This window comes from Streptomyces hydrogenans (assembly GCF_014656075.1).
GTDB classification, from domain to species: Bacteria; Actinomycetota; Actinomycetes; order Streptomycetales; family Streptomycetaceae; genus Streptomyces; species Streptomyces hydrogenans.
In genome coordinates this window covers 36,644-63,418 of the sequence record NZ_BNBS01000030.1, presented here as the reverse complement: position 1 = coordinate 63,418, position 26,775 = coordinate 36,644, and the positions used below count along the sequence as shown (strand labels likewise).

Annotated in this window: 18 protein-coding genes and 3 tRNA genes; 9 read left to right on the top strand and 12 right to left on the bottom strand. The window is 74.2% G+C overall.

Annotation, left to right across the window (positions count from 1 at the left end):
- Nucleotides 1-31 precede the first annotated feature (31 nt).
- The 4 genes from IE321_RS15500 to IE321_RS15485 all read left to right on the top strand — a co-directional run bounded on the left by IE321_RS15500 (nt 32) and on the right by IE321_RS15485 (nt 5,968).
- The gene (locus tag IE321_RS15500) at nt 32-1,333 is read left to right on the top strand and encodes a deoxyguanosinetriphosphate triphosphohydrolase (protein ID WP_190223315.1); all 1,302 of its coding nucleotides are present in this window, start codon (nt 32-34) and stop codon (nt 1,331-1,333) included.
- Nucleotides 1,334-1,627: 294 nt separating this feature from the next.
- The gene (locus tag IE321_RS15495; RefSeq protein WP_190223314.1) at nt 1,628-2,887 is read left to right on the top strand and encodes an NAD(P)/FAD-dependent oxidoreductase; all 1,260 of its coding nucleotides are present in this window, start codon (nt 1,628-1,630) and stop codon (nt 2,885-2,887) included.
- A gap of 29 nt (nt 2,888-2,916) precedes the next feature.
- Nucleotides 2,917-4,818 carry a DNA primase gene (gene dnaG, locus IE321_RS15490; protein WP_190223313.1) on the top strand — a complete coding sequence of 634 codons (1,902 nt, stop codon included), beginning with the start codon at nt 2,917-2,919 and terminating at the stop codon, nt 4,816-4,818.
- 64 nt (nt 4,819-4,882) lie between these two features.
- Nucleotides 4,883-5,968, top strand: coding sequence for an RNA polymerase sigma factor (locus IE321_RS15485; RefSeq protein WP_306314609.1), 1,086 nt, complete (start codon nt 4,883-4,885; stop codon nt 5,966-5,968).
- A gap of 57 nt (nt 5,969-6,025) precedes the next feature.
- Here the strand turns inward: IE321_RS15485 and IE321_RS15480 are convergent, their stop codons facing one another.
- From IE321_RS15480 to IE321_RS15465, 4 genes are all read right to left on the bottom strand, one after another.
- Nucleotides 6,026-7,954, bottom strand: a complete 1,929-nt coding sequence (locus IE321_RS15480; RefSeq protein ID WP_190223312.1) for an ABC transporter ATP-binding protein — start codon at nt 7,952-7,954, stop codon at nt 6,026-6,028.
- The gene (locus IE321_RS15475) at nt 7,954-9,687 is read right to left on the bottom strand and encodes an ABC transporter ATP-binding protein (RefSeq protein WP_190223311.1); all 1,734 of its coding nucleotides are present in this window, start codon (nt 9,685-9,687) and stop codon (nt 7,954-7,956) included. Before IE321_RS15475 ends, IE321_RS15480 begins: the two co-directional genes overlap by 1 nt.
- A gap of 102 nt (nt 9,688-9,789) precedes the next feature.
- The gene (locus IE321_RS15470; protein WP_190223310.1) at nt 9,790-11,226 is read right to left on the bottom strand and encodes an FGGY family carbohydrate kinase; all 1,437 of its coding nucleotides are present in this window, start codon (nt 11,224-11,226) and stop codon (nt 9,790-9,792) included.
- Nucleotides 11,227-11,262: 36 nt separating this feature from the next.
- A complete protein-coding gene (locus IE321_RS15465; protein WP_043226264.1) occupies nt 11,263-11,577 on the bottom strand; it encodes a hypothetical protein in 315 nt (104 codons plus the stop codon).
- A gap of 145 nt (nt 11,578-11,722) precedes the next feature.
- On the opposite strand from IE321_RS15465, the gene IE321_RS15460 reads away from it, so the two are divergent.
- The 3 genes from IE321_RS15460 (at nt 11,723) to IE321_RS15450 (ending at nt 12,126) form a co-directional block, all read left to right on the top strand.
- Nucleotides 11,723-11,795 (top strand) — tRNA-Asn (locus IE321_RS15460).
- Nucleotides 11,796-11,800: 5 nt separating this feature from the next.
- A tRNA-Asn gene (locus tag IE321_RS15455) sits at nt 11,801-11,873 on the top strand.
- 176 nt (nt 11,874-12,049) lie between these two features.
- Nucleotides 12,050-12,126 (top strand) — tRNA-Ile (locus IE321_RS15450).
- Nucleotides 12,127-12,255: 129 nt separating this feature from the next.
- Here IE321_RS15450 and IE321_RS15445 read toward each other — a convergent pair.
- From IE321_RS15445 to IE321_RS15430, 4 genes are all read right to left on the bottom strand, one after another.
- Nucleotides 12,256-14,058 carry an HEXXH motif domain-containing protein gene (locus IE321_RS15445; RefSeq protein ID WP_190223309.1) on the bottom strand — a complete coding sequence of 601 codons (1,803 nt, stop codon included), beginning with the start codon at nt 14,056-14,058 and terminating at the stop codon, nt 12,256-12,258.
- Between the two features lie 40 nt (nt 14,059-14,098).
- A complete protein-coding gene (locus IE321_RS15440; RefSeq protein ID WP_043226266.1) occupies nt 14,099-14,278 on the bottom strand; it encodes a hypothetical protein in 180 nt (59 codons plus the stop codon).
- An 83-nt stretch (nt 14,279-14,361) separates the two neighbouring features.
- Nucleotides 14,362-15,495, bottom strand: a complete 1,134-nt coding sequence (locus tag IE321_RS15435; protein ID WP_190223308.1) for an effector-associated domain 2-containing protein — start codon at nt 15,493-15,495, stop codon at nt 14,362-14,364.
- Complete coding sequence (locus IE321_RS15430) at nt 15,492-16,685, bottom strand: hypothetical protein (RefSeq protein WP_190223307.1); 1,194 nt, start codon at nt 16,683-16,685, stop codon at nt 15,492-15,494. The genes IE321_RS15435 and IE321_RS15430 overlap by 4 nt, the downstream gene beginning before the upstream one ends.
- A gap of 123 nt (nt 16,686-16,808) precedes the next feature.
- Here IE321_RS15430 and IE321_RS15425 point away from each other — a divergent pair, with 123 nt between their 5' ends.
- Nucleotides 16,809-18,182, top strand: coding sequence for a cation:proton antiporter (locus IE321_RS15425; RefSeq protein ID WP_190223306.1), 1,374 nt, complete (start codon nt 16,809-16,811; stop codon nt 18,180-18,182).
- 73 nt (nt 18,183-18,255) lie between these two features.
- Here the strand turns inward: IE321_RS15425 and fxsT are convergent, their stop codons facing one another.
- The 4 genes from fxsT to IE321_RS15405 form a co-directional block, all read right to left on the bottom strand.
- Entirely contained in the window at nt 18,256-22,755 is a 4,500-nt protein-coding gene (fxsT, locus tag IE321_RS15420; RefSeq protein ID WP_190223305.1) for an FxSxx-COOH system tetratricopeptide repeat protein, read from the bottom strand.
- On the bottom strand, nt 22,755-23,885 hold the full coding sequence (locus IE321_RS15415; protein WP_043226269.1) for an AAA family ATPase: 1,131 nt from the start codon (nt 23,883-23,885) through the stop codon (nt 22,755-22,757). Before IE321_RS15415 ends, fxsT begins: the two co-directional genes overlap by 1 nt.
- Nucleotides 23,882-25,435: a VMAP-C domain-containing protein gene (locus IE321_RS15410; protein WP_190223304.1), complete on the bottom strand. Its 1,554-nt coding sequence runs from the start codon at nt 25,433-25,435 to the stop codon at nt 23,882-23,884. Before IE321_RS15410 ends, IE321_RS15415 begins: the two co-directional genes overlap by 4 nt.
- 293 nt (nt 25,436-25,728) lie before the next feature.
- Nucleotides 25,729-26,145: an organic hydroperoxide resistance protein gene (locus IE321_RS15405; RefSeq protein WP_043226271.1), complete on the bottom strand. Its 417-nt coding sequence runs from the start codon at nt 26,143-26,145 to the stop codon at nt 25,729-25,731.
- Between the two features lie 131 nt (nt 26,146-26,276).
- On the opposite strand from IE321_RS15405, the gene IE321_RS15400 reads away from it, so the two are divergent.
- Entirely contained in the window at nt 26,277-26,762 is a 486-nt protein-coding gene (locus tag IE321_RS15400) for a MarR family winged helix-turn-helix transcriptional regulator (RefSeq protein ID WP_190223303.1), read from the top strand.
- Nucleotides 26,763-26,775 lie beyond the last annotated feature (13 nt).

Below are 26,775 nucleotides of genomic sequence, written 5' to 3'. Positions count from 1 at the left end.
TTTTGTCGGCCCCTCCGGTTACCGTCGAGACATGGCAGGCTACGACGGCACCAGCGAGACCCCCGGGTACGACCCGACCGCCACCGAGCGCTGGGCGACCGAGCCCGACAAGCGGCCCGGCCGCACCGCCTTCCAGCGCGACCGCGCCCGCGTGCTGCACTCCGCCGCCCTGCGCAGGCTCGCCGGGAAGACCCAGGTCGTCACCCCCGGCACCCGGGGGTACGCCTGGGACGCCAGCCCCCGCACCCGGCTCACCCACTCCCTCGAATGCGCCCAGGTCGGCCGCGAGCTCGGCGCCGCCCTCGGCTGCGACCCCGACCTCGTCGAAGCAGCCTGCCTCTCCCACGACATGGGCCACCCGCCCTTCGGGCACAACGGCGAACAGGCGCTCAACGACGTCGCCAAGGACTGCGGCGGCTTCGAGGGCAACGCCCAGTCGCTCCGCCTCCTCACCCGCATCGAGCCCAAGCGCTTCGTCCCCGGCCCCGACGGCGAGCCGGCCTCCGTCGGCCTCAACCTCACCCGCGCCGCCCTCGACGCCGCCACCAAGTACCCCTGGCCGCGCGGCGACCACCCCACCGACCCCGGCTCCTCCAAGTTCGGCGTGTACGAGGACGACCTCCCCGTCTTCGCGTGGGTCCGGCGCGGCGCCCCCGAGCAGCGCAAGTGCTTCGAGGCCGAGGTCATGGACTGGTCCGACGACGTCGCCTACTCCGTCCACGACTTCGAGGACGGGCTGCACGCCGGCCACATCGACCCCAACCTCCTGCACGCCGAGCCCGAGCGCGCCGACATCTTCGCCGTCGCCCTCGGCCGCTACGTCCCCGAGGACACCGACCCCGCCGAGCTCGCCGAAGCCCTCGACCGCCTCCTCGACCAGGACTGGTGGCCGCACGGCTACGACGGCTCCGCCGTCGCCCAGGCCCGCCTCAAGGACGCCACCAGCCAGCTCATCGGCCGCTTCTGCCTCGCCGCCGAGGGCGCCACCCGGCAGGCGTACGGCTCCGGCCGCCTCACCCGCTACGGCGCCGAACTCGTCGTCCCCCGCCCCACCCGCAACGAGTGCGCCGTCCTCAAGGCCGTCGCCGACCGGTACGTGATGCAGCGCGCCGAACAGGAGGCGCTCCGCGCCGACCAGCGGATCGTCGTCGCCGAACTCGCCGAGGCGCTCGTCGCCCGCGCCCCCGACGGCCTCGAACCGCAGTTCCGCGCCCTCTTCGCCGCCGCGCCCGACGACCGTTCCCGCAAGCGGGTGATCATCGATCAGATCGCCTCCCTCACCGACGCCTCCGCCCGCACCCTCCACACCCGCCTGCGCACCCCCGGTCTCTAGGGCCTGTCCGACCATTCCCGTCGGGTCCGGCCCGCCCGGCACGCACGCTCGCCGCACGGCCGAAACGCCCAAGTAGCGCTGCTACGAGGGCGCCCCGGCCGCACGCCGATCGCACGCGCCGGACGACCCGGCCTGATCCGACGCCAATGGTTCAGACAGGCCCTGGGGGCCGACGGCCCTCTTTCGCCTTCCGGCGCCGTGCGGGACCCTCGCATGCACGTCCAGGGGCGGTGCTCCCCGGGCCCGGCCCGGGGGCGTAGCGTAGAGAACCGGTCGCAACGAGGAGGAATCAACGTGGTCGACGCAGATCAGACCTTTGTCATCGTCGGCGGGGGCCTGGCCGGCGCCAAGGCGGCGGAGACGCTCCGCGCGGAGGGCTTCAACGGCAGGGTGATCCTCATCGGCGACGAACGCGACCACCCCTACGAACGCCCGCCGCTCTCCAAGGGCTACCTCCTCGGCAAGAAGGACCGGGACTCCGCCCTCGTCCACGAGCCCGGCTGGTACGCCGCGCACGACGTGGAACTGCACCTCGGCCAGAGCGTCACCGCCATCGACCGGGACGCCCACACCGTCCGCCTCGGCGACGGCACCGTCATCCGCTACGACAAGCTGCTCCTCGCCACCGGCTCCGAGCCGCGCCGCCTCGACATCCCCGGCACCGGCCTCGCCGGCGTCCACCACCTGCGCCGGCTCTCCCACGCCGAGCGGCTCCGCGACGAGCTGAAGGCCCTCGGCCGGGACAACGGCCACCTGGTCATCGCCGGCGCCGGCTGGATCGGCCTGGAGGTCGCCGCCGCCGCCCGCACCTACGGCGCCGAGGTCACCGTCGTCGAGGCCGACCCCACCCCGCTCCACCGCGTCCTCGGCCCCGAGCTCGGCCAGCTCTTCGCCGACCTCCACACCGAGCACGGCGTCCGCTTCCACTTCGGCGCCCGCATCACCGAGATCACCGGCCAGGACGGCATGGTCCTCGCCGTCCGCACCGACGACGGCGAGGAGCACCCCGCCCACGCCGTCCTCATCGCCATCGGCGCCGCCCCCCGCGCCGCCCTCGCCGAGAACGCCGGCCTCGCCCTCGTCGACCGCGCCGACGGCGGCGGCATCGCCGTCGACGCCTCCCTGCGCACCACCGACCCCGACATCTACGCCGCCGGCGACGTCGCCGCCTTCGACCACCCCTCGCTCCACCACCGCATCCGCGTCGAGCACTGGGCCAACGCCCTCAACGGCGGACCCGCCGCCGCCCGCGCCATGCTCGGCCAGGACGTCTCCTACGACCGGGTCCCGTACTTCTTCACCGACCAGTACGACCTCGGCATGGAGTACTCCGGCTGGGCCCCACCCGGCTCCTACGACCAGGTCGTGGTCCGCGGCGACACCGGCAAGCGCGAGTTCATCGCCTTCTGGTTGCACGAGGGCCGGGTGATCGCCGGAATGAACGTGAATGTGTGGGACGTCACAGAGCCGATCCAGAACCTCATCCGCTCCCGGGCCACCGTGGACCCGGACGCCCTCTGCGACCCCTCGGTGACCCTGGAGAGCCTGCTCTGATCCGTACGAGTGAGCCGTAGACTCTACGCGTGGCAGGCAGGATCAACGATGACGACGTGAAGGCGGTCCGGGACGCGGTCCCGATCGACTCCGTGGTGTCCGAGTACCTCCAGCTCCGCAACGCCGGCGGCGGGAACCTCAAGGGACTCTGCCCCTTCCACGACGAGAAGTCGCCCTCCTTCCAGGTCAGCCCCAGCAAGGGACTCTTCCACTGCTTCGGCTGCCAGGAGGGCGGCGACACCATCGCCTTCGTGATGAAGATCGACCACCTCTCCTTCTCGGAGACGGTCGAGCGCCTCGCCGCCAAGGCCGGCATCACCCTCCGCTACGAGGAGGGCGGCTACAACCCCGGCCACCAGCGCGGCGAGCGCATCCGCCTGATCGAGGCCCACAAGATCGCCGCCGAGTTCTACGTCACCCAACTCGACTCCCCCGAGGCCGAGATCGGCCGGAAGTTCCTCGCCGAGCGCGGCTTCGACCAGGCCGCCGCCGAGCACTTCGGCGTCGGCTACTCCCCGGCCGGCTGGGACCACCTCACCCGCTTCCTGCGCGGCAAGGGCTTCTCCGACAAGGAACTGATCGTCTCCGGGCTCTCCCAGGAGGGCCGCCGCGGCCCCATCGACCGCTTCCGCGGCCGCCTGATGTGGCCCATCCGGGACGTCGGCGGCGAGATCGTCGGCTTCGGCGCCCGCCGCCTGCGCGACGACGACAACGGCCCCAAGTACCTCAACACCCCCGAGACCCCGGTCTACAAGAAGTCCCAGGTGCTCTACGGCGTCGACCTCGCCAAGAAGGAGATCGCCAAGACCAGCCGGGCCGTCGTCGTCGAGGGCTACACCGACGTCATGGCCTGCCACCTGGCCGGCGTCACCACCGCCATCGCCACCTGCGGCACCGCCTTCGGCGGCGAGCACATCAAGATCCTCCGCCGCCTCCTGATGGACAACGGCTCGGCCCGCGTCATCTTCACCTTCGACGGCGACGCCGCCGGCCAGAAGGCCGCCCTGCGCGCCTTCGAGGACGACCAGAAGTTCGCCGCCGAGACCTACATCGCCATCGCCCCCGACGGCATGGACCCCTGCGAGCTGCGCCTCGCCAAGGGAGACGACGCCGTCGCCGACCTCGTCGAGCCCCGCACCCCGCTCTTCGAGTTCGCCCTCCGCCAGATCGTGAACCGCTACGACCTGGACACCCCGGCCGGCCGGGCCGCCGCCCTCGACGAGGCCGCCCCCGTCGTCGCCAAGATCAAGAACGTGGCCTCCCAGCACGAGGTCGCCGTCCAGCTCGCCGGACTCGTCGGCATCCTCGACACCCAGTTCGTCGTCCGCCGGGTCGCCCAGATCGCCCGCTGGCAGCGCGGCGGCGGCAAGGAGCAGGGCGGCCCGCAGCGCGGCGACGGCCGGCAGCAGCGCGCGTACGGCGAGGTCCAGGCGCCCCGCGGCCCCGCCGGGCCCGCGCTCAACCTCCGCAGCCCCGCCCACCGCACCGAGCGCGAACTCCTCAAGCTCGCCCTCCAGTACCCGGCCCTCGTCTCCCCGGCCTTCGACGCCTACGGCACCGACGAGTTCACCGCCCCGCCCTACGCCGCCGTCCGCCAGTGCGTGCAGGACGCCGGGGGCGCCGACGGGGCCCCCGCCGACTACCTCGACGCCGTCCGCGAGGCCGCGCCCGACGACGCCGTCCGCGCCCTCGTCACCGAGCTCGCCGTCGAGACGATCTTCGCCAAGACCATCGACGAGGTGTACGCCGGCGCCCAGCTCGTCCAGGTCCGCCTCCGCGCCGTCGACCGCCGCATCCGCGACGTCCAGGGCGCCCTCGCCCGGCTCGGCGCCCACGGCGACGCCGAACGGCTCGCCGCCGTGCAGAACGAGCTGTGGGTCCTCACCCAGTACGGCCAGTCCCTCCGCAACCACGGCGCAGCCGCCCTCTGACCCCCGCCCTACGGTCGGTCACCGCGCGCACCCAAAAAGTCACCGCACGCCCCTCGTGGCGGCGATGTGTCGTACCCCACACTGGGTGACGGAGCCGTTCCGCCCCTCCTGGAGGTCGCCCGCCGTGCAGACCGAGATCCAGACCACCGACCCGGACGACCAGGACGAACGCCCCGGACTCCCGGAGGTCCCCGAGGTCCCGGCCCAGCGGCGCCGCACCGCCGACACCGGCGGCAACGGCCCCTCCGCCGACCTGTTCCGCCAGTACCTCCGCGAGATCGGCCGGATCCCCCTCCTCACCGCCGAGGAGGAGGTCGAACTGGCCCGCCGGGTCGAGGCCGGCCTCTTCGCCGAGGAGAAGCTGGCCCTCGCCCCCGACCTCGACTCCCGGCTCGCCCACGACCTCGACCGGCTCGTCGTCCTCGGCCGGATCGCCAAACGGCGGCTGATCGAGGCCAACCTCCGGCTCGTCGTCTCCGTCGCCAAGCGGTACGTCGGCCGCGGCCTGACCATGCTCGACCTCGTCCAGGAGGGCAACCTCGGCCTCATCCGGGCCGTCGAGAAGTTCGACTACGCCCGCGGCTACAAGTTCTCCACCTACGCCACCTGGTGGATCCGGCAGGCGATGTCCCGGGCCCTCGCCGACCAGGCCCGCACCATCCGCGTCCCCGTCCACGTCGTCGAACTCATCAACCGGGTCATCCGCGTCCAGCGCCACCTCCTCCAGGAACGCGGCACCGAACCCACCGCCGAGGAGGTCGCCGCCCATCTCGACCTCACCCCCGAGCGGGTCGTCGAGGTCCTCCGGCTCGCCCAGGAACCCGTCTCCCTGCACACCCCCGTCGGCGAGGAGGAGGACGTCGACCTCGGCGACCTCATCGAGGACGGCGACGCCGCCTCGCCCGTCGAGTCCGCCGCCTTCCTGCTGCTCCGCCGCCACCTGGAGGACGTCCTGTCCACCCTCGGCGAGCGCGAGCGCAAGGTCGTCCAGCTCCGCTACGGCCTCGACGACGGCCGCCCCCGCACCCTGGAGGAGATAGGCCGGATCTTCGGCGTCACCCGCGAGCGGATCCGCCAGATCGAGTCCAAGACCCTCGGCAAGCTCCGCGACCACACCTACGCCGACCAGCTCCGCGGCTACCTGGACTGACGCGCGCGAAGGGCCCGCGCCGCACCCGGCACGGGCCCCTCCCCACGGTCGCCCCGGTCAGTCGACCTCGACGACCGCCTCCGCGAACTGCGCCGCGTACAGCCGGGCGTAGGCTCCGCCCGCGACCAGCAGCTCCTCGTGCGTGCCCTGCTCCACGATCGACCCGTTCTCCATCACCAGGATCACGTCCGCGTCCCGGATGGTGGAGAGCCGGTGCGCGATCACGAAGGAGGTACGGCCCTGCGCGAGCCGGGCCATCGCCTTCTGGATCAGCACCTCGGTCCGGGTGTCCACCGAGCTCGTCGCCTCGTCGAGGACGAGGATCACCGGGTCCGAGAGGAACGCCCGGGCGATGGTGATCAGCTGCTTCTCACCCGCGCTGACGCCCGCGCCCTCGTCGTCCACGACCGTGTCGTAGCCGTCCGGCAGGGTGCGGACGAAGCGGTCGGCGTGGGCCGCCCGCGCGGCCTCCTCGACCTCCGCCCGGCTCACCTCGCGGGTGGCGCCGTACGCGATGTTCTCCGCGATCGTCCCGCCGAACAGCCAGGTGTCCTGGAGGACCATGCCGATCCCGGCCCGCAGCTCCTCCCGGGACATCGACGCGATGTCCGTCCCGTCCAGGGTGATCCGCCCGCCCGTCACCTCGTAGAACCGCATGAGGAGGTTGACGAGGGTCGTCTTGCCGGCGCCCGTCGGGCCCACGATCGCGACCGTCTGGCCCGGCTCCACGGTGAGCGACAGGTCCTCGATGAGCGGCTTGTCGGCCTCGTAGCGGAAGGACACGTGCTCCAGGGCCACCTTGCCCTTGAACTCCCGCTCGTGCTCCGACACCGGCGCGTCCGGCTCCTGCTCCTCGGCGTCGAGCAGCTCGAAGATCCGCTCCGCCGAGGCGACGCCCGACTGCACCAGGTTCGCCATCGACGCCACCTGCGTCAGCGGCATCGAGAACTGGCGCGAATACTGGATGAACGCCTGCACGTCGCCGATGGAGAGCGTGCCGCTCGCCACCCGCAGACCGCCGACCACGGCCACCAGGACGTAGTTGATGTTCGAGACGAAGAACATCACCGGCTGCATCATGCCGCTGTTGAACTGCGCCTTGAACCCGGCCTCGTACAGCGCGTCGTTCTGCTCGCGGAAGCCCTGCGCGGCCTCCTCCTGCCGGCCGAAGACCTTCACCAGCGTGTGCCCGGTGTACATCTCCTCCACGTGCGCGTTGAGCGCGCCCGTGGACTTCCACTGCTGCACGAAGTGCGGCTGCGACCGCTTGCCGATCCTCGCCGCGACCATCACCGACACCGGCACCGTGACCAGCGCGACCAGGGCGAGCAGCGGCGAGATCCAGAACATCATCGCCAGCACGCCGACGATCGTCAGCAGCGAGTTGACGAGCTGGCCCATCGACTGCTGGAGCGTCTGCGAGATGTTGTCGATGTCGTTGGTCGCCCGGGACAGCACCTCGCCGCGCTTCGCCTTGTCGAAGTACGACAGCGGCAGCCGCGACAGCTTCGTCTGGACGTCCTCCCGCATCCGGTACACGGTGCGGTTGATCACCTTGATCGACAGCCGGGTGGAGACCAGCATCAGCAGGCCCGCCACCACGTACACCGCCAGCGCGAGCAGCAGCACCTCGCCGACCGCGCCGAAGTCGATCCCCTGGCCGGGCGTGAAGTCGACGCCGGACAGCATGTCGGCCATCCCGCCGTCGCCGTCCGCCCGCAGCTTCGCCAGCGCCTGCTCCTTCGTCACGCCCTCGGGCATCTGCCGCCCGACCACGCCCGCGAAGATCAGGTCGGTCGCCGCGCCCAGCACCTTCGGGCCGACGACCGCGCCCGCCACCGACAGCACACCGGCCAGCAGCATCACCCAGAGCGCGGTGCGCTCCGGCGCCAGCTGCCGCAGCAGCCGCTTCGACGAACCCTTGAAGTCCATCGACCGCTCGCCCGGGGCGCCCCCGGCCATCATGCGTCCACCAGGACCGGCCATCAGGCTGCCTCCGCCTCGGTCAGCTGGGAGAGCACGATCTCCCGGTACGTCTCGTTCGCCGCCATCAGCTCGTGGTGGCGCCCGGTGCCGACGACCCGGCCCTCGTCGAGGACCACGATCCGGTCGGCCTCCCGGATGGTCGACACCCGCTGGGCGACGATCACCACGGTCGCGTCCGAGGTCTCGTCCGAGAGCGCCGCCCGCAGCCGGGCGTCCGTCTCGTAGTCGAGCGCGGAGAACGAGTCGTCGAAGAGGTAGATCTCCGGCCGCTGGACCAGCGTCCGCGCGATCGCGAGCCGCTGCCGCTGACCGCCCGACACATTGGTGCCGCCCTGCGCGACCGGCGCCTCCAGACCGTGCTCCAGCTTCCGCACGAAGTCGGCCGCCTGCGCCACCTCCAGGGCGTGCCACAGCTGCTCGTCGGTCGCGTCGGGATTGCCGTAGCGCAGGTTCGACGCCACCGTCCCGGAGAACAGGTACGGCTTCTGCGGGACGAGCCCGACCGTGCGCGCCATCAGCGCCGGGTCCAGCTTCCGCACGTCCACCCCGTCGACCAGGACCTCGCCGCCGGTCACGTCGAAGAGCCGGGGCACCAGGCCCAGCAGCGTCGACTTGCCGGAGCCGGTCGAGCCGATGATCGCGGTGGTCTCCCCGGGCCGGGCCACCAGCTCCACGTCCCGCAGCACGGACTCCTCGGCGCCCGGGTAGCGGAAGTCCGCCGCCCTGACCTCCAGGTGCCCGCGCCGGTCCAGCGTCGTCACCGGCTCGGCCGGCGGCACCACGCTCGACGAGGTCCCCAGGACCTCCTCGATCCGCTCGGCGCAGACCTCGGCCCGCGGCACCATCATGAACATGAAGGTGGCCATCATGACCGCCATCACGATCTGCATCAGATAGGCGAGGAAGGCGGTCAGCGCGCCGATCTCCATCCCGCCGCTGTCGATGCGGTGCGCGCCGAACCAGACGACGGCCACGCTGGAGACGTTCACGACCGTCATCACGGTGGGGAACATCAGCGCCATCAGCCGGCCCGTCGCCATCGACACGTCGGTCAGCTCGCGGTTGGCGCCCCGGAAGCGCTCCTCCTCGTATCCGTCCTTCACGAAGGCGCGGATCACCCGGTTGCCGGTGATCTGCTCGCGCAGCACCCGGTTCACCGTGTCCAGCCGCTCCTGCATGGTGCGGAAGAGGGGCCGCATCCGCTTGACGATCAGCGACACCGAGACGCCGAGCACCGGCACCACGGCGAGCAGCACGCCGGACAGCGGCACGTCCTGGCCGAGGGCCATCACGATGCCGCCGACACACATGATGGGCGCGGAGACCATCAGGGTGAACGCCATCAGGACCAGCATCTGGACCTGCTGGACGTCATTGGTCGTCCGGGTGATGAGCGAGGGCGCGCCGAACTGGCCGAGCTCGCGCGCCGAGAAGGACTGCACCCGGTCGTAGACGGCGCCGCGCACGTCGCGGCCGACCGCCGAGGCGGTCCGCGCGCCGTAGTACACGGCCCCGATGTTGCACAGCACCTGCACCACGGAGACGCCGATCATCAGCGCGCCGAACCGCAGGATGTAGCCGGTGTCGCCGTTGACGACGCCCTCGTCGATGATGTCGGCGTTCAGGGTCGGCAGGTAGAGGCTCGCGCAGGTCGCCAGGAACTGGAGCAGGACGAGCAGCGCGATGGGTTTTCGGTAGGGCCGCAGGTGGGTTCGGAGAAGTCTTATGAGCACGGTTCCCACTATCGCCCGGGGGCCCGGACCGTTACGACCGAGTTCCGCGTGGGCGGCCGAGCCCTGGGAAAGACTTTACGAACCGCCCGGCGCGCCGTGCCGTCAGCCGCCGAAGGCGCCCGGGTGGATCTGCTCCCGGGCGGCGACGTACTGCTGGCGCACCGCCTGCCCCACCGGCAGCTCGTCGCCCGGTTCCAGGATCTGCGCGGCGGCGCCCTGCCAGGCCGGGGGAGCGGACGGCGCGAGGGTGCCGCGGGCGACGCCCAGCGCCCAGGCGGCCTGCCGGGCCGCGCCGAGCGCCGCGTAGTCGGCTGGCTGGGGGACGACGACCTGCGCGCCGAACAGCGCGGGCGCCAGGGCCTGCACGGCGGGCAGCGCGGCCGCGGCGCCGAGCAGGAAGATCCGCCGCACCTCGACGCCCCGGCCGCGCAGCACGTCCAGCGCGTCGGCGAGCCCGCACAGCATGCCCTCGAAGGAGGCCCGCGCCAGGTGCTCGGGCCTCATCGACTCGCGGCGCAGCCCGGTGAGGGTGCCGGCGGAGTGCGGCAGGTGCGGGACCCGCTCGCCCTCCAGGTAGGGGAGGAGCACCAGGCCGGAGGAGCCGGGCGTGGACTTCAGGGCGAGCGCGGAGAGTTCGTCGAGCGACTCGGCGCCGAGCAGTTCGGCGGTGCCGCGCAGGGTCCGGACCGCGTTGGTGACGGAGACCACCGGCAGGTGCATCCCGGTGGCGTCGGCGTAGGAGGTGAGGGCGGCGCCGGGGGCGAGGGCCTCGTGGTGGACGGCCATGACGGAGCCGGAGGCGCCGAGCGAGACGACGGCGTCGCCGGTGCCGAGCCCGAGCCCGAAGGCGGCGGCCATGGTCTCCCCGGTGCCGGCCGAGATCAGCAGCCCCTCGGGGGTGGTGCCGGCGGGCTCGGCGGGGCCGAGCACCTCGGGCAGCGCGACCTGGTGCCCGAGCGCCAGCTCGACCAGGTCGGGACGGTAGGCGCCGGTGCGGGCGGACCAGTAGCCGGTGCCGGAGGCGGCGCCGCGGTCGGTGGTGCGGCGGGCGGGGCGGCCGAGGAGCTGCCAGACCAGCCAGTCGTGCGGCTGGAGGACGGCGGCGATCCGCCGGGCGTGCTCGGGTTCGGTACGGGCCAGCCAGCGCAGCTTGGCGACGGGGAGCCCGGACTGGGGGACGCCGCCGACGGCCTCGGCCCAGGCGTCGCGGCCGCCGAGCGTCTCGACGAGGTCGGCGGCGGCGACCTGGGCCCGCTTGTCGTTGCCGACCATCGCGGGGCGGACCAGGCCGCCCCGGTCGTCGAGCGGGACGACCCCGTGCGCCTGGGCGCAGACGCCGATGGCCTCCACGCCTTCGAGGAGCCCGCCGGTGGCGGCCTCCCCGAGCGAGAGCAGCCACGTCTGCGGGTCGATGTCGGTGGCCTTGGCGTCGACCGGGTGCGGGGCATGGCCCTGCCTCAGTACGGCGCCCGTGTCCGTGTCACAGACGACGATGCGCGTGGCGTCCGAAGAGCTGTCGAGTCCGGCGACTATCCCCATGACACCCGATTCTGCCGCACGCGGGGCCCGTACGGGTCAGGTGTTGCTGGTGCCCCAGTCGTCGTCCTCGCGGAACTGCCCGTTCACGTGGGCGCGGCCGCGCAGGGCGGAGACCCGGTCGGTGACGGAGGAGGGGAGCCGGTCGCCCACCTTGTCGCCCACGACGTGCGCGGCCTTCCCGGCGTACTGGCGGCCGGTCTGGGCGGCGGACTCGGCGGCGTTGCGCACCGCCGGATTCCTGGCGAAGTCCTTGGCCGCCTTCTTCATCTGCTGGTAGCGCTCGCGCCCCGCGCGCGTACCGATCACGTAGCCGAGCGCGAGACCCGCGACGAACGTCAGCTTGTACCGCACGCTGCGATCCTTCCCTGGAGGGTCCTGGGGATGTCCCGGGATACCGATTGGCGGAGCACCCCCCTGCTTGCGCTAATGTATGTCTCGCAGCGAGCGACCGCCGCCCGGGAGGACCCGGGCAGGACCGTTCGGTGCAACGCAGCAATCCCCTGTAGCTCAATTGGCAGAGCAGCCGGCTGTTAACCGGCAGGTTACTGGTTCGAGTCCAGTCGGGGGAGCGCGATCCCCTGTAGCTCAATTGGCAGAGCATTCGGCTGTTAACCGGAGGGTTACTGGTTCGAGTCCAGTCGGGGGAGCAGAGTGAAAGAGGACCCTCAGGGGTCCTCTTTCGCGTTTCCTGGAACCATCCGATCCCGCCCGTGGTCTTCATGGTCGAGCAGTGCCGGTCGTCCCGATCTTCCGGAGCAGGAGATCGTATGAGCGGCTATGCTGCGGCAGGACGGCGCGCACACTTGTACGCGCGTCGGCGTCAGGGGCGGTAGCTCAGCCGGTTAGAGCAGCGGACTCATAATCCGTCGGCCGTGGGTTCGAGTCCCACCCGCCCCACCACGGCCCGCGGCCGCAGGAAGGATTCACCTGCGCCGCGGGCTTTCTGCGTTCCACGGTGCCCCGCGCGGGTCGCCCGCCGGGGCGCGACACGCCGGGCGCTCACCCGGACGGACCGGTCGCCGAGGCGGCTCAGGCCCGGTGGGCGGTGAGCCAGCGGGCGAGCGCGGCGGGCGGAGCGGGGGTGCCCCGGGCGCGCAGTTCCCTGTGGAGGGGGCGCAGCAGCTCGGGGCGGTGGAGCAGCGGGCGGAGCGCCGGGTCGGCGGTGGCCAGGGAGAGGACCAGGCCCGCCCACGCCTCGGGGCACTCGGGGTCGCCGGCCAGCAGACGGGCGTAGCGGTCCGCCGCCGACGGGTCGCCGGAGAGCAGCGCGAGGCCGGCCGCGGGGGCGCCGGGGCCGGTGTCGGGGGCGGCGCCGCCCAGGGTGCGCCGGATCTGCCGGGCGCGGGTGTGCGACCAGCCCCCGCAGCGGTCGGGGGCGACGGCGGCGGGCGCGGGACGGAAGCCGGGGGGCCCGCCCGAGGCGTAGGCCCGGGCCAGGGCGCGGACGTCCTCGGGTGCGGGCGACAGGTGCCGGATCCGCCATTCGACGCGGTGGTCGGCGGCGGTCAGCGCGGCCAGCGCGTCCACGCCAGGCCGGACGCGGGGGTCGGACGCCCCGGCGGGCAGCCGCGCGGTCATCCCGGCCAGGAAGCGGCGGCCGTGCGCGGTCAGCGCGGGGTCGGCGGACAGCGTCGCGATGGCCTCCCGCGTCTGCCGCCGCACGAGGGCGAGTTCGAACTCGGCGAAGGTCCGTCCGGCGGCGGGCGCCCGGTCGAGGTGGCGGGAGCGGAAGTCGGCGATGCCGAGGAACGCGTACGCGCCCTGGAGCAGTCCGTTCAGGGGGCGGGGGTCGTCCCGCCAGGGGGCGTGGTGGCGGGCCGCGCCGTCGTCCCGCTCCAGTGTGAGCAGGTGGACCAGCGCGCCCAGCTTGAGGTGCTGGAACTCGTGGACGAGGGTGACCGCGAAGGTGACCGGGTCCGGCGGCGGTGAGCAGAGCAGCCCGCCGAAGGCGTCACCCGAGGAGGCGCTGCGGACCAGCCCGCTCGGCGGCGCCGGCACCGGCGTGAGGCTCCGCAGCCCCACCGCGAGGGCGGCCGCCGTCTCCGGGTCGCACTCCTCCAGGACCTCGAAGGCCCGCCCGAACCCGGCCCGCCAGCGGGCCGTCCCGTCCGGGGCGATCCGGCCGGGCGGCAGCGGCTCGCCCAGCTCGCGGTACGGGTCGAGGTCGTCCAGCCACACGTCGACCGGGTGTCCCGCCGCCCGCGCCCGCAGCCGGCGCAGCCCCAGCCAGCCCGGCGCGTCGTCCTCCGGTCCCGAGGGTCCGGGCCCGGCGCGCTCGCGGTGCGGTTCGACCGTCAGCCGGCCCGCCGCCACCACGACCTCCGCCGTGGCCCAGCGCGGACGGCCCGGCAGCCGGGCCATCCCCAGCGCGGGGAACATCGCGTCGCCGTCCCGCACGGGCACGGTGGTGCGCAGCGGCAGCCCGGCCCGCAGCGCGGCGACCGCGCACACCGCGAACAGGTGCCCGAGGTCGGTCCAGAGCGGCCCGTCGCCCCAGGCGGTGTGCCGCAGCCGGCGCAGCCCGTGCCCCAGCCAGACCCCGACCTGCGGATGGAGCAGCAGCTCCCGGAACTCCTCCGGCGCCCGCTCCTGGGCGGCCGCCAGCGTCTCCCACGCGCTGTCCGCGGACGGCAGCGGGCCCAGCGCCCCGGGCGTCCGGGCGGCGCCGTCGAGCAGGGACCGCAGCAGCAGGAGCCGGCGGCTGTACTCGGTCGTGCGCAGGAGGCGGACGGCGTCGGGACCGCCCCGCCCCGAGGCCAGGGCGTCGAAGTGCTCCGAGGGGACGAGGTGGTGCACGGCACGGGCGGGCTCGTGTCCTCCGGCGGTCTGCACCGATCTCCTCCCGGACCCGACGGGAATGGTCAGACAGGCCCTAGTTCCCCCCGCCGGGGCCCTCCTGCTCGCCGAAGTGGACCCGGGGCAGCTCGATCTGACGCAGCAGCCGGTCCAGCGAGGAGGCGTGCAGGAGCGGACTCTGGGTGCGGAGGGCCGACAGCGGGACCTCGCTCAGATCGACCAGTTCGGATCCCACGTTCTCCGTGGATGTGCGCATCGGTTCCCCCTCACCACGCTGAACCCCGTCACTCTTCATGATGGCTCAGGCCCGGGGGTTCGGGAAGGGCGTGATCAGGGCGGTCAACCCCTTGAATCCGGCCATAACCAGCGTCCGGCCCACTCCGCCACGGCCCGCTCCTCCGGCGAGCCGGCCTCGATCAGCGCGACCGCCTCCACTAGGGCGGCCAGGCCGCCGGGGTGCCGCCGGCAGGCCCGGACGATGCTGACGATGTCGGGCCTCGACGCCCCGAACCGGGGGATGGAACCGGCCAGTTCCACCGGAAGCATGGACACCACGAGCTGTCGCTGCTGCTGGTCGGCCATGCCCGGCGAGCCGCTCAGCAGGCCGATGAGTTCGGGAAGGGCCTCGTCCGGCACCCTCCGCTCCGCGCTCCGCGGGGCGGGGAGGGTCAGCAGCCGCTCGTCGCCCGCCCCCGAGCGGTACCAGAGCGAGGTGGGGCGCTGGCCCGCGCCGGGACCCACCGCCCCGGCGTCCCGGCCCGCCCCGGTGAACCGCGCGGCCACCGTCTCCGCGAGCGCCCCCGGATCGGGCGGCCACGGCCCGCCGTCCGCCGCGTCCAGGGCGGACAGCACCGCGTCGGAGAACGCCCCGGTCTGCCGTACGGGATCGTTGGCGGCCCGCTGCCCCGGACCGGCCGCGAGCAGCACGGACTGCTCGCGGCCCGGCAACCGCTCGCCGCCCGGCGGGAGTTCGCTGGGCAGGGCGCGGGCGAAACCCAGGTCCTCCACGAAGGTCTGGCAGGAGTCCACCAGCCAGACCTGGCGCGGGAAGCCGGGCAGCAGATCGGTGGTGAAGGCGGTCAGCCAGGCGTCCAGGTCGAGGTTGCGCCGGTCGTCCCCGGTGGCGTCGGCGTAGAAGAGCCGGCGATGCCCCTGCGGGTCCGTGACGCCGTGACCGCCCCAGAACACCCACAGCAGGTCGCCCTCCCGGGCCGGCAGCAGACGGGTCAGCACCTCCTGCACCGCCTCCCGCCCCGCCGGCCCCTCGGGGACGTCGGTCGCGGGCCCGCCCGCCCCCGGGAGCGGCGCGAGCAGCAGCGAGACCTGATCGGCCGGCACCCCGCGCCGCCGCAGCCACCCGGTGAACCGGCGGGCGTCCGCCGCAGGACCGGGCAGGTCCCACGCCGGGCCCGCCGCGTACCGCTCCACCCCGACGACCAGGGCGTGCGTCCGCCCGGGGCGCGCCACCGTCACGGCAGCTCCGCCGCGAGCAGCCGGTACAGCTCCGGATTGCCCCAGTAGGCGCTGTGCGCCATCGGGAAGGGCTGGCGGCCGTCGACCGCGACGTCCCTGACCCGGCCTGGGAACAGCCCGGCGCCGACGTAGCTCAGCAGGTCCCGCCGGTCGTACACGTTGATCCAGGGCGGCACGTGCGCGGGCAGCGGAGCGCCGTACTCCAGGCTCGGCAGCGCCCCCAGCTCGTACAGGAACGGCGCCTGGGAGCCGACCGTGACCAGGAGCCGCACCTCCGGCAGCTCCCGCAGCACCAGCAGGTCGAGCGAGGCGATGCCGCCGAGGCTGTGCGCCAGGACCACCACCGGCGGCCGCGCGGCCCGGACCGCCGCCGCGACGGCCTCCCGGATCGCCTCGCCCCTGGCCAGGTAGAGCAGGACGTCCCCGGCCGCCGGGTGGGCCGCGTCGGTGAGCGCCGACCGCCGCCTCACCGCCTGCGCGGAGGCCAGTCCGAGCACCAGCCGCCCGGCCAGCCGCCCGACCCGCCGGGTCACCGGCCCCCGGTGGCTCCCGGCTGCGTCCCCGGCGAGCAGGGCGTCGATCCGGGCGACCGCCGCGTCCCGGGCGGTCCCGTCGAGGGCCGGGGCCGCGGGTCCGCGCGCGGCCGTGCGGCGCACCGCCTCGGCGACGAACGCCCGCGCGAGCGCGTCAGGTTCGCCGGGCGCGGCGGGGGAGCGCAGGAAGTCCCGGCCGTCCGGGGAGGTCACCACGGCGTCCACGGCGGCGGCGAACTCCCCGCCGATCCCGGCCGCGTCGCGCAGCCGGCGCAGCACCTCGTCCCGGGCCAGCGCCAGCGCGGCGGCGGTCAGCGCCTCGCCCGCCGGGGCGGCGCCCGGTGCCAGCTCGGCCCGCGCGCCGGACTCCGGTGCGAGCAGCCGCAGTTCCAGCAGCGGATCCACGTAGAGGAGGCCCCAGAACTCGACGTCCCCGGCCTCCGGGTCCTCCTCGCCCGGCGCGGCGCGCCCGGTGCCGTACCCCGGCACCGACAGGCCGTCCGCGCGCAGCGCCGACCCGGCGCTCCCGCCCCAGTGGCACGGGGCCACCGTGACGTCCGGGCGGACGGCCGCCAGCCCCTCCCGGATCCGCTCCAGCGAGCCGCCGTACCCCGGCTCGCGGACGCCCGTGCCGTGCACGAACAACACCGTCGTCACCCTGAACCCCCGTCCGAGGCGGCCTACGCCAAACGGCTTCCACGATAGGTCACTTGCCTCCCGGGCCGCTACACTCCGTAGGGGCCGTGCCCCAGCGGGAGGCGGGCCGGAAGGGGATCGCCGGTGAGTTCGGATTCCGTCATCACGCATGTCGTCGCGGCCCTCGCGGTCGTCGTCGCCGCCTCCCACGCCCTCGGCGCGCTCGCCCGAAGACTCGGCCAACCCCCGGTAGTGGGACAGCTGTTCGCCGGAATCGCACTGGGGCCGAGCCTGCTCGGCCTCGCCCCCGGCGGCGTGTACGAGACGCTCTTCCCGTCCGAGATCAAGCCGATCCTGAGCGCCCTCGCCCAAGTGGCGCTCATCTTCTTCCTGTTCGCTGTCGGTTACGAACTCGACCTCGGGATGCTCCGGGGGCAACGCTCCGTGACCACCGTCTCGGTGAGCGGCTTCGCCGTCCCCATGCTGCTCGGCGCCGGGATCGTGCTGCTCCTGCCGGGCCTCTTCGCCGACGCCAACGGGGACCGGCCCACCGACCTGACCTTCGTCCTCTACATGGCGATCGCCCTGTCGATCACCGCCGTCCCCGTGCTGGCCAGCATCATCAAGGACCAGGGCCTCGCCGGGACCAGACCCGGCACCGTCGCGATGGCCTCCGCGGGCGTCATCGACGCGCTGAGCTGGCCGGTCCTCGCCGTCGTCCTCGTCGGCGGCGTGCACGGCTCGGCCCGGGAGTGGGGCGTCGAGGCCGCCCTGCTCGTCCTCTACGTGCTGGTCATGCTCTGCGCGGTGCGCCCCCTGATGGCGCGCTGGATCGGCCGGCCCGGCACCCCCGTCTCCCGCCAGGTCCCGGTCGCCGTCACCGTCGCCCTCGCCTCCGCCTGGGCCACCAACGCCCTCGGCCTGCACGTCATCTTCGGCGCGCTGCTGGCCGGCGTGATCATGCCCCGCAGGCCCGACGGCTCCCCGGACGGACGGCTGCTCCGCCCGCTCCAGGACACCGGCGGCCTGCTGCTGCCGATGTTCTTCGCCGTCTCCGGCACGGCCGTCGTGCTCGACGGGCTGCACTCCTCCGACCTGCTGCTCCTGGCGGTGATAATCGCCGCCGCGGTGGTCGGCAAGGTGGCCTCCGGCACGCTCGCCGCCCGCGCGGGACGGCTGCCCTGGCGCGAGTCCCTGCTGATCGGCGTCCTGCTCAACACCCGGGGCCTCACCGAGCTGATCGTGCTCGACGTCGGACTCCGGGCCGGGGTGATCGGCCCCCGGCTGTACGCCCTGCTCGTCGTCATGGCGCTGGTCACCACGGCCGCCGCCGGCCCGCTGATCCGGCTCCTCCGGCACCCGGCCGACGCGCTGCCCGCCCCCCGGGAGGGCCACCGCGCCGGCGGGAGCACCCCGGAGATCTGGTCCGGCCCGGAGGCCGTCCACGACCCGGCGGAGCCCGTACCCGATCAGGGGCCGCTGCCGTCGCCCGGGGGCGAGCCCGCCCCCCGCGCCTGAGGCCAGCGGCGCGGGACGACGGAGCCGGCCGGCCCCCCCCGGAGGGGACCGGCCGGCTCCGCCCGTGCCGGTCCTAGAACGGCACCGGCGCGATGTCCACGTCCGCCCGCCGACCGCTCGCCGAGGAGACCGTCGCCGGGTGGTCCTCGCCGAGCCGTGACCGGAAGTGCGCCAGCGTCTCGGTGTGCAGGGCCGTCGCCTCGGCGTCCCGGTCCAGCGCCCGCAGGTCCAGGACCACGTTCGTGGCGCAGGCCAGGCTGGTCGGGTGGGTGGCGCCGAGGACGTTCCGCAGCTGGTCCAGGGTGCGCACGTCCAGCTCCAGCGCCTCCTCGTGCCGCCCCTCCGCGGCGAGCAGGCTGCCCGTGCCGACGGCCGCCGTCAGGGTCAGGACGTGCGTCTCGCCGAGCACCGAGCGCAGGCCCGGCAGCGCCGTGTCCAGCTGCTCCCGGGCGGCCCCCAGGTCCCCGAGGTGGCGGAGCGTCAGCGCGTAGTTGACGCGGGCCGCCAGCGTGTAGGGGTGGGCGGGGCCGAGCTTCGCCGTGTACCGCCCGATGGTCTCCTCCGCCAGCTCCCGGGACCGCTCCAGCTGCCCGTCCTGCCGCAGGTCCACGACGAGGTTGGCGGCGCAGGCCACGGAGTGCGGGTGGTCGGGGCCGTACCGGTCGACGAACTTCGACCACACCGTCTCGCCCAGCGCGAGCGCCCCCTCGTGGTCGCCGGCGCGGCGGCGGCAGACGGCGAGGACGCGCGCGAAGCCCAGGGTGGTGGGGTTGTCCTCGCCGAAGGCGGCGGCCTGCCGGGCGTGCACGTCCTCCTGCCGGACCACCGCCTCCAGGTAGTCGCCCGTCTCACGGATGTCGATGGACAGGCCGCTCAGGGTGTTCAGCGTGGTGGCGTGGTTCTCGCCCAGGTGGAGCGCGCGCAGCCGGGCGGTCTCCGTGTCGTACGTGCGGGCCTCCTCGTACCGGCCCATCAGCCGCAGCCCGATGCCCAGGTTGTGGGCGGCGCGGAGGGTGGCCGGGTCCTCCTCGCCGAAGGCCCGCAGCGAGCGCTCGTACACGGACCGGTCGATCTCCAGGCCGCGGGCCATCTCGGCCCGCAGCCGCAGCCCGCTGGTGAGCTGGATCAGGGCGTCGAGGGTCCCCTCGTGGTCCTCGCCCATCGTCCGGACGTACGTGTCGGCCGTGCGCTGCATCATCGCCGCGGCCTCCTCGTACTCGCCGAGCGCGCGCAGCACGAAGGCCAGCCACTTCGCCATCTGGAGGGTCTGCTGGTCCTCGGCGCCGAACTTCTCGGTCCAGACGCGCAGCGCCTCGCGGGCCATGGCCGCGGCGCCCGCGTGGTCGCCCCAGGTGTGGAGGAACTCCACCATGCCGAGGATCAGCCGGCGCACCCACGGGTCCTCGCACTCCACCGCCCGCGAGCCCGTCACGTGCGGCAGCAGCTCCTGGTAGCGGGGCCAGAGCTGGCGGGAGGCGGGGTTGTTCGGGTTGGCGTCGGCGAGCAGCAGGTGCGCGCCGTGCCGCATGTCCGCCTGCTGCTGCGGGGACATGCGGTTGACCAGCACGGCCTGGACCAGGCGGTGCAGCTGGATGGTGTTGTGCCGGTGCTCGATGCGGGCCAGCGCGTAGACGTTGATCTCGCGGATGGCCCGGCTGAGCCGGATCGGGTCGCGCAGGGCCTCGTCCAGCTCGGGCGCGATGGTGGTGGACCGCGAGTTGTTGAAGAGGGTGCGGGAGATCGGCTCGGGGGCGAAGAAGGAGCAGACCTGGAGGAGCTGGAGCGCTGCCGGGTTGCGCTGTTCGAGCTGGCGCAGCGAGACGTCCCAGGCGGCGGCCACGGACATCGGGTAGTCCGGCGACGGCACGAGCTCGCGCATCAGCTCGGCGATCTTCTCGTTGATCAGCCGCAGGTAGTCGGGGACCGCCATGCCGGTGACGGCCTGCCAGGCGGCGGCCTGCTCGATGGCGAGCGGGAGGTCGCCCAGGGCCTCGGCCAGCTGGTCGGCGTCGCTGTCGGTCAGGTCGCGGGCGCGCCGGCGGAGCAGCGCCTTGCTCTCCTCGCGCGTGAAGATGTCGACGGACAGCGTCCTGGCCACCCGGTCCCACTCCTGGTTCCGCGAGGTGATGAGGATCTTGCCGGTGCCGCCGGTCGGGAAGTAGGGGCGGACCGCCTCGACGTTCTCCGCGTTGTCGAAGACCAGCAGCCAGCGGTCGTACGGCGCGCCGCGGCGCAGCGCCTCGCGGACGGCCGGGACGGCCTGGTTGGCCTCGCTGCCCACGTTCAGGCCCATCCGCTGGGCGAGTTCGGTGAGGGCGGTGAGGATCATCGTGGGCTGCTCGGACGGGATCCACCAGACGACGTCGTAGTCGGCGGCGAACCGGTAGACGTACTCGATGGCGATCTGCGACTTCCCGACGCCGCCCATGCCGTGCAGCGCGTGCGGCAGCACCGCCGAGGTGTCGCCGGTGAGCAGCTGGTGGCGCACCTGGTCGAGCAGGTCCTCGCGGCCGACGAAGTTCGGGTTGTGCGGCGGGACGTTGCCCCAGACGGCGGGGACCCGGACGCGCGGCTGCTGGCCGGTGCGCGGCGAGGACGGCCCGGGGACCGGCGTGCCGCCGGCCGGGGTGGCGGACGACGGGGTGCCGTCCGAGGCGGCGGCGGTGAGGACGCGGGCGGAGGGGGTGCCCGGCACGGGGGTGCCCGTGGGCGGGGTGTCACCGCCCTGCGGTCCGTCGGAGGACGGTGCCGGGATCGGCCGGCCCGATGAGCCGTTCACGGTCACTGCGTCCTCGGTCGGGTGCTGACTGGCGATGTCGGTCATCGATTGGCCGTCCATGTCGGGATCTACGGGGGTGTTGGGGACATCGTGGACCAAAGAGGGTGCGCCCTCCGCGACGGACACTCCCGTGGCATCGCCCGCCAGCGCCGCGCTGATCCGGTTGGCCCGGTGCAGGTAGGGGCCGGACAGGGCCCGCAGGACGGCGAGTTCGACCCGGACGAAGGGCATGCTCTCCGCCGTCAGGTCCGGGACGGGCGTCGTCTCGGGGGTGAGGAGGGCGCCGCCGAGCCCCCGCGCCGCCGCGGAGCGGTCGCCGAAGAAGTCGGCCACCGAGCGGGCCACGCGCGCGGTGTCCGCGCGCATGGCGCCGGCCAGGAGCGCCTCGCGGGCCCCGGCGACGAAGTCGAGCGGCGCCGGGACGGCCGGCTCGGTCCCGGCCGGCTCCTCGACGAGCCCGCTGAGGAACAGCTCGGCCACGTGCACCGGTTGGGCCTCCGGCACCAGGCGCCGCCGCACGTCCCGGACCAGCAGCGGGTCGAGGACGGCCGCCGCCAGGTGGGTCGCCAGCCGGAAGGCGGTGGGCGTGGCGTGGCTGCGGAAGCGGCGCAGGCGCTCCTGCACGGTCGGTGCCGGGGCGGTGGCGGGCGGTGCGGCGGGTTCCGGCGCGGTCCGCGCGGGCGCGCCGAGCAGCAGGACGGAGGCGGGGATCCAGCCGGTGGTGTCGCCGGCCACGAGCGAGGCCCAGTGGCCCAGCCAGTCGGCGTTCAGTTCGAGGACGGGGACCGGGACCCGCCAGGTGGTGGGCGGCGGGTCGAAGGGGTCGCGCTCCTCGGGCGGGAAGCGCACGGCCAGTTCGCTGTTGCGGGCCGCGGGGCGCGGACTGTGGAGCCGTACCCGCCACGGGGTGAGGGCGGTGCGGTGCCAGTCCCGCTGGGAGAGGAGGTGGACGACGGCGGCGGGTCCGGCCGCCGCCCACAGCTCCAGCGCCGCCTGCCCGGCGCCGGTCCGCCACAGCGGGCCGAGGGCGTCGGTGAGGACGAGGACGATCCGGCGTCCGGTGCGGTCCACCAGTTCGGCGGGGTCCGCGTCGGCGTCCTGGTCGGGCCGCGGGCCGCGGAGCACGGCCGCGCCGCCGTCCGGGGTCTCGCGCAGTCCGAGGCGGCGGACCCGGACGTCCCGGAAGGCGCCGAGCTGTTCGGCGACGGCGGTGAACTCGGCGACCGTCTGCTCCCAGATCGCCATGGTCGCGTGGTCGTCCACCACCAGGACCAGGTCGAAGCGGCGCTCGCCGACCGGCCGGGTGTAGGGCAGCCACAGGCCGTCCTCGGCGGCGCGCTCGACGGTGGTCTCCTCGTCCAGTTCGACCTCGGTCGGCGACGGCACCACCTGTCTCAGCGGCCGCAGCCGGCGGCCGATGCCCGGCGCGTCGCGCAGGTCGGGCAGCGGCTCGGCCGCCGCGAGGGCGCCGGGGGGACCGCCGGCGAGGGCCGTGGCGAGGGCCGCGGGAGGCATCCGCTCGGCGGAGTCCGCCGGGGACGTGCCGGGCGGGCCCGGGGGTCCGGTCCGGCGGACGCCGGCCGGGTCGGGGGACGGGCGGAAGGGGTGGTCGCCCTCCTCGGGCTCCTCGGTCCGGGGCGGCGGGTCGGCCAGCTCGGGGGGCGTCTTCGGCCGGGGCTGCGGGGGGTCGGTGGACGGGGTGAGCGGGGCGGCGAGGGACTGGTAGGCGTGGAGCCACAGCGCCTCCGCCACCTCGAAGGGCTCGGGGAGCGAGCGGGTGTCGTCGTCGTCCATCAGGGTGCCCCCGACAGGCGTCGCCAGAGGGCGTCCAGCAGCTCTTCCCACGCCTTGTCGTCGCCCCGGACGCCCGCCGACCGCAGGTAGACGGCGTTGAGCAGCTGGTCGGCGGCGAGTCCGCCGTGGTCCCTGCTGCGCTCCACGAACTCCCGGACGAGCGCGTCGTGACGGCCGGTCTGGTCCTGGAAGTGGGCCGTGACCATGGCGGCCAGCTGGTCCTCGCGGGGCGGCGAGACGTCGAGCCGGACACAGCGGCGGAGGAAGGCGGGCGGGAACTGCCGCTCGCCGTTGCTGGTGATGACGATGAAGGGGAAGGCCCGGCAGCGGACCTGGCCGTCCACCACGGGGACGGTGCCCTCGGGGTCGTCGGTGTGCACGTGGGAGACCGGCTCCTGGCGGCGGGCGCGGACCAGTTCGGGGATCGCGTAGGTGCCGTTGTCGAGGACGTGGAGGAGGTCGTTGGGCAGGTCGATGTCGCTCTTGTCCAGCTCGTCGATGAGCAGCACCCGCGGCAGCTCGTACGGCAGCAGGGCGGTGCCGAGCGGGCCGAGCCGCACGAAGTCGCCGATCCGCGCGCCGGGTCCGGGCGGCTCGCCGGGGCCGGCGGCGTCGGCCGTCGGCGCCTCGGGGGAGGGCGTGGGGGCGGGGACGCCGGGCGGCCGGAGGTGTCCGAGCGACGCCTGGGCGCGGCCGATGGCGTCGTACTCGTACAGGCCGGAGCGCAGGGTGCTGCGCGAGGTGATGCCCCAGTGCAGGACGCGCCCGAGGCCCAGTTCCCGGGCGACCAGGTAGGCCAGCGTGGACTTGCCGATGCCGGGGCGGCCGGTGACCAGGAGCGGGCGGCGGAGCAGCAGCGCGGTGTTGACCAGGTCGATGTCGTGCGCGTCCTGCCGCGGGGTGGCGCGGCCCGCGCGGCCGAGCCGGCGGTCGGTCTCGGCGCTGGCGGCCGGTACCGGGGGCAGCACGGGTCCGCCGTCGAAGGTCCGCCAGCCGGGCGGCTTCGGCAGCACGTCGCCGAGCCCGATGTCGGCCAGCGGCTGTCCGGTGCCCCGGTAGATCCACCAGCTGCGGCTGGTGACGGGTCCGTTGTTCCGGCCGCTCTCGACCGGGTGGTGGACACCGCTCATGTCTCCCCCTCCTCGTGGTGTCCGCCGCGGGCGCTCCCGAGGTCCGATCCGGGCGCGCCGGACCAGTCCACGAGCCGGTTGGGGTCGTCGAAGAGGACGGCGAGGTGCCGTCCCACGTGGGCGTCCCGCTTCCCGGCGGCGGCGGTGGCCGCGTCTTTGCGCAACTGGTGCACGCGCTGCGGCAGTTCGATGGCCTTGCCCGTCAGCAGGCGTCTGGCCCGCTTGCGGAAGTCGGCGGACCCGGAGGACCGCCGGTCCCAGACGGCCATCGGAACTCCCGCGTACAGGGCGTCGATCAGGGACGCCTGGCTGCCGTCCCGGTCCCGGTCCTCCGGGAGCGGCGGGGCGCTGAGGGCGACGGAGACGAGGCGCTCGTCGGCGGTGAGGGTGCTGGTCCACTGCTCCCGGTCGTGGCCCCTGCTGCCCGCCGTGTCCCAGTGGCAGGCGGTGTCGGGGCTGTCCAGGGCCTGCTGCCAGCGGTTGTGCCAGCGCCGGTGGAACTCCGTGGCGCGCATCCGCTCCAGGCTGCGCAGGACGACGGGGTAGGTGAGGCAGAGGGCGGTGGCGGCGTCGGGCCGGAAGGCGACCGGGAACCACTCCATCGGTTCGTTCAGCAGGTTGACGGGGAGGACGAACTCGAGGACGGGCCGGCCGGGCTGCCGGGCCCAGTCCTGCTCGGCCCGCTGGAGCAGCCGCTCCACGGCCGCGGGCACCTCGTCGAGGGTGACCAGCCGGTCCTCGCCGCGCTCCGGGCGCCAGGGGCCCGGCCGCATCTGCCGCCAGTGGGACAGCAGGTACCGGTCCGGGTGCATTCCGCTTCTGCACAACTGGACAACGACGCAGGCGGGCGCGGGTTGTGCCGGGTGCGGTCGGCCGAGCGCGGTCCGTACGGCCTCCAGGGCCGGGCGCCGTTCGAGCTTCTTCGCCTGGACGTCGTTCCACTCGCGCAGGGCGTCGGCGGTCCGGGTGTCGTCCGGGCCGCGGCCGTCGAGTCCGGCGGCCACGTGCTCGACCAGGACCATGGTGGGGAGCAGGCCGTCGGGGCGGGTGTTGGCCCGGGTGAGGAAGGAGAAGGCCTCGCCGAGGGTGGCGACGGGGTGCAGCGGCAGCGGGATTCCGTCCGCCGCCGCGTACAGCAGGCCGTGCGCGTCGAGGTGCCGGACGCGGTCGAGCAGACCGGTGACGACGAGGCACTCGGAGTCGGGCAGGGCGGGGAGGACCGCGGCCGGCGGGGCGGCGGCGATCAGCCCGCGGACGTGCAGGGCGGGGGCGGAGCCGGGGTCGTACAGGGCGAGGGCCGCCGCCAGTTCGTGCAGCCCGCCCGGCTCGCGCCGGCAGAACCGGACGATCTCCAGGACCCCCGGCCGGAGCCGGTTGTGGCGCGGGATGTTGGCGGCCTCGGGTAACTGGTCCGCCAGGGTGTCGATGAGGAGGCCGCGGCCGTCCGTGGTCTCCAGACCCGGTACCGCGCACAGCTGATCGACGAGCTCGCGCGTGAGATCCGACGCGTGCGCGCCGTGGCCCTCGTCGTACAAAAGCCCCCCCGTCACGGCTCCGGTGTGTCCCCAACTCCCGATCGCGCATGGGCAGTACGGGCGCCGTCGCCCTGTCGTCCAGGGTAGGGCGAGCTCCGGAGGCGTCGCCACCCTGTTCGACGGGTTCCTCCCCCGGATTCGGCCGGGTTAGTCGGCGGGCGGGCCGGTCGGTTCGGCCTCCGGCCTCCCGGACTCCGGGCTGCTCGCCGGAAGGACCTCCCGGCGTCCGGACCTTCCGGCCTCCCGGACTCCGGACCTGCCGGCCTCCGCGCCTCCCGGCCGTCGGACTGCTCGACCTGCTCGACGACCTACTCGACGACGAGCTCGACGGCGATGTTGCCGCGGGTCGCCTTGGAGTAGGGGCAGAAGGCGTGGGTCTTCTCCAGGAGGGCGAGGCCGGCCTCGCCCTGGAGGTGGTCGGGGAACTCGGCGCGCATGACGACGGCGAGGCCGAAGCCGCCGTCGGCGGCGTCCTTGCCGATGGAGACCTCGGCGGTGACGGAGGCCTCGGAGATGTCGATCTTCTCCTGGCGGGCGACGACGCCCATGGCGCTGGCGAAGCAGGCCGCGTAGCCGGCGGCGAAGAGCTGCTCGGGGTTGGTGCCCCGGCCGTTGCCGCCGAGGGCCTGGGGGTGGGCGAGGGGGAGGTCGATGTGGCCGTCGGAGCTGACGGCGCGGCCCTCGCGGCCGTTGGCGGTGGCGACGGCGGTGTAGATGGCGTCCATGGGGGTCCTTCCCTGAGGGGCGGAGGCGGGGCGGGGGCCGGGGTGGCGCTGCCCGCGGATCTATTAGTAGCGCACTATTCAGTTGTGCACAACTAAATGGCGTGCGAGTGTCCTCCTTGTATCCTGGGGCCATGGACGCGCTCGACACCCTCCCCGACGAGGAGTTCCTCCGGCTCGACCGGCAGATCTGCTTCTCGCTGCACGCCGCCGCCCGCGCCTTCAACGGCGTCTACCGCGAGGCGCTCAAGGACCTCGGGCTCACCTACCCCCAGTACCTCGTCATGCTCGTCCTCTGGGAGCACGGCGAGCTGCCCGTGAAGGGGATCGGGGAGCGGCTGCGGCTCGACTCCGGCACCCTGTCGCCGCTGCTCAAGCGGCTGGAGGCGGCCGGATACGTCGAGCGCAGGCGCAGCGCGGAGGACGAGCGCTCCGTCACCGCCCGGGTCACCGCGGAGGGCGCCGCCCTGCGCGAGCGTGCCCTCGGCGTGCCCCGCCGGATCGCCGCCGCCACCGGGCTCGACCTCGCCGACATCGCCGACCTGCGCGAACGCCTCGGCATCCTCTCCGAGCGCCTCGACGGCGCCGACCCCGCCGCCCTGCGCCCCTCCTGCGGCTGACCGCCGAGGGCCG